The organism is Burkholderia sp. Ac-20344, assembly GCF_017104975.1.
GTDB lineage: Bacteria > Pseudomonadota > Gammaproteobacteria > Burkholderiales > Burkholderiaceae > Burkholderia.
In genome coordinates, this window is record NZ_JAAGPP010000005.1 from 120,101 (window position 1) to 126,396 (window position 6,296).

Annotated in this window: 6 protein-coding genes and 1 pseudogene; 3 read left to right on the top strand and 4 right to left on the bottom strand. The window is 63.9% G+C overall.

Annotation, left to right across the window (positions count from 1 at the left end; translation table 11 throughout):
- Positions 1–69: 69 nt before the first annotated feature.
- Complete coding sequence (locus G3N64_RS03420) at positions 70–408, top strand: AlpA family phage regulatory protein (RefSeq protein WP_241020754.1); 339 nt, start codon at positions 70–72, stop codon at positions 406–408.
- Between the two features lie 14 nt (positions 409–422).
- Here G3N64_RS03420 and G3N64_RS03425 read toward each other — a convergent pair whose 3' ends face one another.
- Positions 423–950 (bottom strand): DNA-binding protein, encoded by a 528-nt coding sequence (locus G3N64_RS03425; protein ID WP_205782400.1) that lies wholly within the window; start codon positions 948–950, stop codon positions 423–425.
- A gap of 4 nt (positions 951–954) precedes the next feature.
- Positions 955–1,230 (bottom strand): hypothetical protein, encoded by a 276-nt coding sequence (locus G3N64_RS03430; protein WP_205782401.1) that lies wholly within the window; start codon positions 1,228–1,230, stop codon positions 955–957.
- Between the two features lie 141 nt (positions 1,231–1,371).
- Here G3N64_RS03430 and G3N64_RS03435 point away from each other — a divergent pair, with 141 nt between their 5' ends.
- The gene (locus G3N64_RS03435) at positions 1,372–2,697 is read left to right on the top strand and encodes an IS256 family transposase (RefSeq protein WP_241020746.1); all 1,326 of its coding nucleotides are present in this window, start codon (positions 1,372–1,374) and stop codon (positions 2,695–2,697) included.
- Here G3N64_RS03435 and G3N64_RS03440 read toward each other — a convergent pair.
- Positions 2,679–3,995, bottom strand: a complete 1,317-nt coding sequence (locus G3N64_RS03440) for a site-specific integrase (protein ID WP_241020747.1) — start codon at positions 3,993–3,995, stop codon at positions 2,679–2,681. The genes G3N64_RS03435 and G3N64_RS03440 overlap by 19 nt on opposite strands.
- A gap of 301 nt (positions 3,996–4,296) precedes the next feature.
- Entirely contained in the window at positions 4,297–5,916 is a 1,620-nt protein-coding gene (guaA, locus tag G3N64_RS03445; protein ID WP_205782402.1) for a glutamine-hydrolyzing GMP synthase, read from the bottom strand.
- 108 nt (positions 5,917–6,024) lie between these two features.
- Here guaA and G3N64_RS03450 point away from each other — a divergent pair.
- Positions 6,025–6,296: pseudogene (locus G3N64_RS03450) on the top strand (hypothetical protein); the annotation flags it as partial.

The following is a 6,296-nucleotide window of genomic DNA, read 5'->3' on the forward strand; positions in this document are numbered from 1 at the left end:
CGAACAACCACGGAGTTCGACATGGAGAATAACCCGTCAGGAAAAGTCGGAGGAGACAACGGCGCCGAGATGCGCCAGCAGCCCGCATCCCTCCCCCTGCCCGACTCGAACGCCTACGGCGATCTCCCGCAGTTCCCGAAGCACGGCGTTCTGCCATTTCGGCGCACCATTCGCCGCCACGAGTTGCGACAGATCGTCCCCCTAGCCGAAACGACGATCTACGAAATGGAGCGCCGCGGCGAGTTTCCACGGCGCTTCAATCTGACGCCGCGCTGCGTGGTGTGGGACCTGGCCGAAGTGGAGGCCTGGATCGACGAACGCAAGCAAGCCCCTCGCGCCGGCGCCACCAAGCCGGATGTCCACCTACGAAAAACCCGCCCTGTTCGGGCGGGTTCCGGTCTGGGGTGAGGCTGGCGACGGCCTCATCCAACGAGAGCTTCCAGTTCCTTGGAAGCCGAACGCGATAGCCGCCGCCCTTCCTTGGCGACATTGACCTGCAGGGCTACGTGCGACACCTCCAGAACGTCCAAAGCCAGCGAGTAGCTGCCCTTGGCCTGCAGCCAGGCCAGCACATCCGCCAAGTGCCAGATCGACGCCGCACTGCCCTCATGCACCGGCGCTGGGAAGCTGCCCGGATGGGCCAGCATCAGCTTGCGCATGTTCTGCCGCGACACGCCCACGATGTCGGCTACATCGGTCAGCCCGACCAAATCCGGCGCAACCTCGATCAGCCTGGCCAACGGTACGGCGCGCCGCACGTCGGCCAGCGCGCTGCGCACAGCCGCGTCCGCACTGTCCGCCTCGCGGGTGAACTCCAGAGCGAGCCGCCCCGGCTGCCCGATGCCAACCAGGGCATCGTCACAGCCGGCCTCGCCCAGGCGCTCGACCAGCGCGTCCGCGTCACGGTCATCGTCGGCGAGTCGGTATTTCAGGGTAAAGGTGTATTCCATCGTGCTAATCCTCGGCATCGTCGGCTGCCTCCTGCTGCTCGCGGTGCTTGGTGCAGTTGTCCACGACGCGCCGCAAGGCGCGCGCATGGTTGCCAGAGTTCTTCGGCGTGCTCCACACGCTGGTGATGCAGAACTCGCCGCAGCGGCACTCCTCATCGTTGTACGGACAGTAGATACGCCCCCAGGCGTGGCTGCCGCCGACTTCGACGCGCCAGCCCTGCCCTTCGGCGTGCCTGAGAGCTTCCTCGACTTCTTTCTTCGGATGAGAGGAACGGGCCATCCTTGATCTCCAGTATGGGGATGATTGGCCAAGGTTGTCAAGTGACAACCTGACCACCCTTTCAGGCCGTCGAGCTATCGTTGAAAGTGGTGTATGCGGCGTAGGGGTGAGGCAGGAGAAGGCGGTGGCGATTGAAGGAGAATGTTGCCTCTCACGGTAACACTTCCTCAATCGAACTCCACCACCATGGCGAAACTTACGCAGGATACGAGCGGCAGTCAAACAGCAGAAGCAGACATCAAGGGTACGCCCGGCCTGGACGATCTGATCCAGCAAGGGGCGCGGCGGATCATCCAGCAGGCAATCGAGGCGGAACTGGCGGCAATGCTCGAACAGTATTCGAATGTGAAGACGATCGATGGCCGGCGCGCTGTCGTGCGCAACGGGTACCTGCCAGAGCGCGAGATCGTCACGGCAGTCGGTCCGGTGCCCGTTCAGGTGCCGAAGGTCCGCGATCGTTCGGGCTCCGGCATCAAGTTCAATTCGACGATCGTGCCGCCCTATGTGCGCAAGTCGCCGCGCGTGTCATCGTCGCTGCCGTGGCTGTACCTGCGAGGAGTCTCAACCGGCGACATGGGCGACGCACTGTCCGAGCTGCTCGGCGAACAGGCTAAAGGGCTGTCAGCGAGCGTCGTGAGCCGCCTGAAGGCCGCCTGGTCAGAAGAGTACGAGAAGTGGAACAAGCGCGACCTGTCCGCCTCGCGCTGGGTCTACTGGTGGGCCGACGGCATCCATACGCAAGCCCGCGCAGAGGATTCGGACGGGCAGTGCCTGCTGGTGATCATCGGCGTGAAACCGGACGGCAGCAAGGAGCGCGTGGCGCTCAACGACGGTTATCGCGAATCGAAGGAATCCTGGAAAGAGCTGCTGCTCGACCTGAAGAAACGAGGTCTGCAGGCGCCGCCGCTGCTTGCCGTCGGCGACGGCGCGATGGGGCTGTGGGCGGCGCTTGAAGAGGTGTTCCCGCAGACACGGCACCAGCGCTGCTGGTTTCACAAGATCGGCAACATACTCAACGTCATGCCCAAATCGCAGCACGGCAAGGCCAAGGTTGCGCTCGCCGAGATCTGGAATGCCGCGACAAGAGCCGACGCAATCGCCGCGTTCAACCAGTTCGTCGACACGTACGCGGCCAAGTACCCAAAGGCCGTCGAGAAGCTCACGAAAGACCGCGACGCACTGCTCGCGTTCTACGACTTCCCGGCCGAACACTGGCAGCACGTGCGGACCACGAATCCGATTGAATCGACGTTCGCGACGGTGCGCCACCGCACGAGCCGCACGCGCAACTGTCTGTCGCGCTCGACCTTCCTCGCGATGGCGTTCAAGCTGATCGAAGCGGCCGAGCAGACCTGGAGGAAGATCCGCGGCGTCGACAGGATCGAACCGCTTCTGAAGGGCATTCCCTTCAAGGACGGCACCCCGGTGATAGAAAGCACACCGGCTCCTCAAGCGCTAGCCGCCTGATCATGCCGCCCGACCCGCGTACACCAGTCTTGACGATTGCTCCAGGCCGTCGCGGTCAACACCGGCACGACGACGTTCTCCGGCATCAGCTTCGGGACGTAGGTCTGCCCGTCGATCCAGGCATCGACCATGCTGGCCCACTCCTGCAGCATGTGGCGCCGCTGCTCGGCGTACTCGGCTTTGTTGTAGATCGAGCGCGAGGAACGTCCGTCCTCGTGCGCCAAGCACTTCTCGATCCAGTCGCGGTTGAAGCCGATTTCGTTGAGCAGGGTCGAGCCGGTACGGCGCAAGTCGTGGACGGTGAACGGCTCCAGCGGCAGACCGGCCGCCTTCGCACGCTCCGCCACGATCTGCGTGACCCGGTTCAGGGTCGCGTTCGACATACAGCGATCAGCGTCGTAGCGCGAAGGCAGAACGAACTTGGAGCCAGCCGCGCAGGTGTGCAACGCCACGAAGATGTCGAGGGCTTGGCGCGACAGATAGACCACGTGCGGATTGCGTCCCTTCATTCGCTGCTTCGGGATCGTCCAGGTCGCGTTCTCGAAATCGACCTCATCCCAGGTGGCCTGGATCAACTCGCTCTTGCGCACCAGCGTCAGCAGGATCATGCGCAGCGCCAACCGGATGGTCGGATAAGTGGCAACCGATTCCATCTGCCGAGAAACCAACCGGATCTCCAGCGGCGACAACGCGCGATCCTTCGGAACGAAGGTCGCAATCGACGCCGCGCCCACGCCGTCGGCGGGGTTGTCCACGTTCTCGCCATGCAAGATGGCGAAGGAATAGACCTGCTTCACGATGTCGCGCACGTGAACTGCGGTGGCAGGCGCGCCGCGCTCCTTCACCTTGCTACACAGTGCGCGCAAGTCATCGGCAGTGATTTCGTTGAGTTGGCGATTCTGGAAGACCGGAAGGATGTCCCGGTCGACGATGTGTTTGCGCATCGCCTTGGTGCTGTCGGCCATACGGGCACCCGCCAACCACTTCTCGGTTACGTCGCCGAAGGTCTTGGCAGCCGTCAGCCGGCGCTTGTCACGCTGCTTCTCCAGTGCGGGGGACTTGCCTTGAGCGACAGCCTTCTTGGCGTCGATCAGCTTTTCGCGCGCCAAGGCCAGCGAAATGCCGGCAGGCCCGTAGCGGCCGATGGTCAGCGTCTCGCGGCGGCCGTTGAGACGGTAATCGTAGCGGAAGGTGACGGTACCGGTAGGCGATACCGTCACGTACATTCCATCCCGGTCAGAGGCCTTATAAATCTTGGACTTAGGTTTGAGGTTGCGCAGTGCAGTGTCGGTAAGCATCGAGGTTTTTCCTCCTGTTCGTGACGGCTTTTACCGTCAGGGTCCAGGAGACCTGCTGATGCTCGGAAAGCCGCATAAAACAAGCTTTCCCGAGGAGACTTTTACCGTCAAAGACGGCTTTAGTCTGAATAGTGAACGGGAGGGTCTCAATCCGACCTCCGGCTCTTACCGCCAGCTCTACCGCCAACCTGTCCTGCTGGCCGGCGATAGTCACCGATAGCTGACGTGACGTATTTCTTTCTAAATCAATACGTTACGTCAGTTCCTCGATAGCTGACGATAGTCCCCGAAGGACCTGATTTCACTCCCACTCGATCGTCGCCGGCGGCTTCCCCGAGATGTCGTACACGACACGGTTGATCCCGCGCACTTCGTTGATGATCCGGTTCGACGCGCGCCCGAGCAGCGCGTACGGCAGGTGCGCCCAGTGTGCGGTCATGAAGTCGGTCGTCTGCACCGCGCGCAGCGACGTCACGTAGTCGTACGTGCGGCCATCGCCCATCACGCCCACCGACTTGACCGGCAGGAACACCGCGAACGCCTGGCTCGTCAGGTCGTACCAGCTCTTGCCGACATCGGCTTCGCCGCACAGGCCGGCAGCCGCATCGTGCGCGGTCGCGGTCGTGTTGCGCAGCTCCTCGATGAAGATCGCGTCCGCACGGCGCAGCAGGTCCGCGTACTCGCGCTTCACTTCGCCGAGAATCCGCACGCCGAGGCCCGGGCCCGGGAACGGATGGCGGTACACCATCTCCGGCGGCAGGCCGAGCGCGACGCCCAGCTCGCGCACTTCGTCCTTGAACAGGTCGCGCAGCGGCTCGAGCAGCTTCAGGCCGAGCGTTTCCGGCAGGCCGCCGACGTTGTGATGGCTCTTGATCGTCGTCGCCTTCTTCGTCTTCGTGCCGCCCGATTCGACCACGTCCGGGTAGATCGTGCCCTGCGCGAGCCACTTCGCCTTCGACAGCTTCTTCGCCTCGGCCTGGAACACCTCGACGAACTCGCGGCCGATGATCTTGCGCTTCGCTTCCGGATCGGTCACGCCGGCCAGGTGGCCGAGGAACTGCTCCGATGCGTCGACGTGCACGACCTTCGCGTGCAGGCGGCCCTCGAACATGTCGAGCACCATCTTGCCTTCGTTCAGACGCAGCAGGCCGTGGTCGACGAACACGCAGGTGAGCTGGTCGCCGATCGCGCGATGGATCAGCGCAGCCGCGACGCTCGAATCGACCCCGCCCGACAGGCCGAGAATCACTTCCTCGTCACCGACCTGCTCGCGGATCTTCGCGACGGCTTCGTCGATGTGGTTTTTCATGATCCAGTCGGGCTTCGCGCCGGCGATCTGCAGCACGAAGCGCTCGATGATCTGGCGGCCCTTCACCGTGTGCGTGACTTCCGGATGGAACTGCACCGCGTAGTAGCCGCGTGCCTCGTCGGCCATGCCGGCGATCGGGCAGCTCGGCGTCGATGCCATCAGCGCGAAGCCCGGCGGCAGCTCGGCAACCTTGTCGCCGTGGCTCATCCAGACCTTCAGCATCCCGTGGCCTTCGTCCGTCTTGAAATCCTCGATGCCGTCGAGCAGGCGCGTATGGCCGTGCGCACGCATTTCCGCGTAACCGAACTCGCGATGGTCGCTCCACTCGACCTTGCCGCCGAGCTGCACGGCCATCGTCTGCATGCCGTAGCAGATGCCGAGCACCGGCACGCCGAGATCCCACACGGCCTGCGGCGCGCGCAGCTGATGGTCTTCGTACGTGCTCGCGTGGCTGCCCGACAGGATCACCGCCTTCGGCGCGAACTCGCGGACGAAGTCGTCGGACACATCGTTCGGATGGATTTCGCAGTAGACGTGCGCTTCGCGCACGCGTCGCGCAATCAGTTGGGTGACTTGCGAACCGAAGTCGAGAATCAGGATTTTGTCGTGCATGGCTGCGGACGGGATGAAGAGAATAAGAAAAGCAGCGCATCATGTGCATCATGCGCTGCGTCAATAGCATGGACAGCGGCGTCGGGCGGAAGGCTGCACGCGCGACGCATGGCCGGTCAATCCTGCATCGGCGGGCGCTCGTCGAGTGCGACGGTGCCTGACGACGATTGGCCGGATGCGGCCGGCGACCGTGCGGCGGGGGCCGCGGGACGGCTGACGACGGGTTCGACACGCTGCGGCACGGACTGCGACGCGGGCGCCGGATCGGGCCTCGGTGCCGCGGTGGCGCGCATGGTGATCGCGGAAGGCGGCAAGGCCGTGCTGCTGGACGTCAATGAAGAGGCCGGCGCGGGCCTCGCGCACGAACTCGGCGCGGCCGC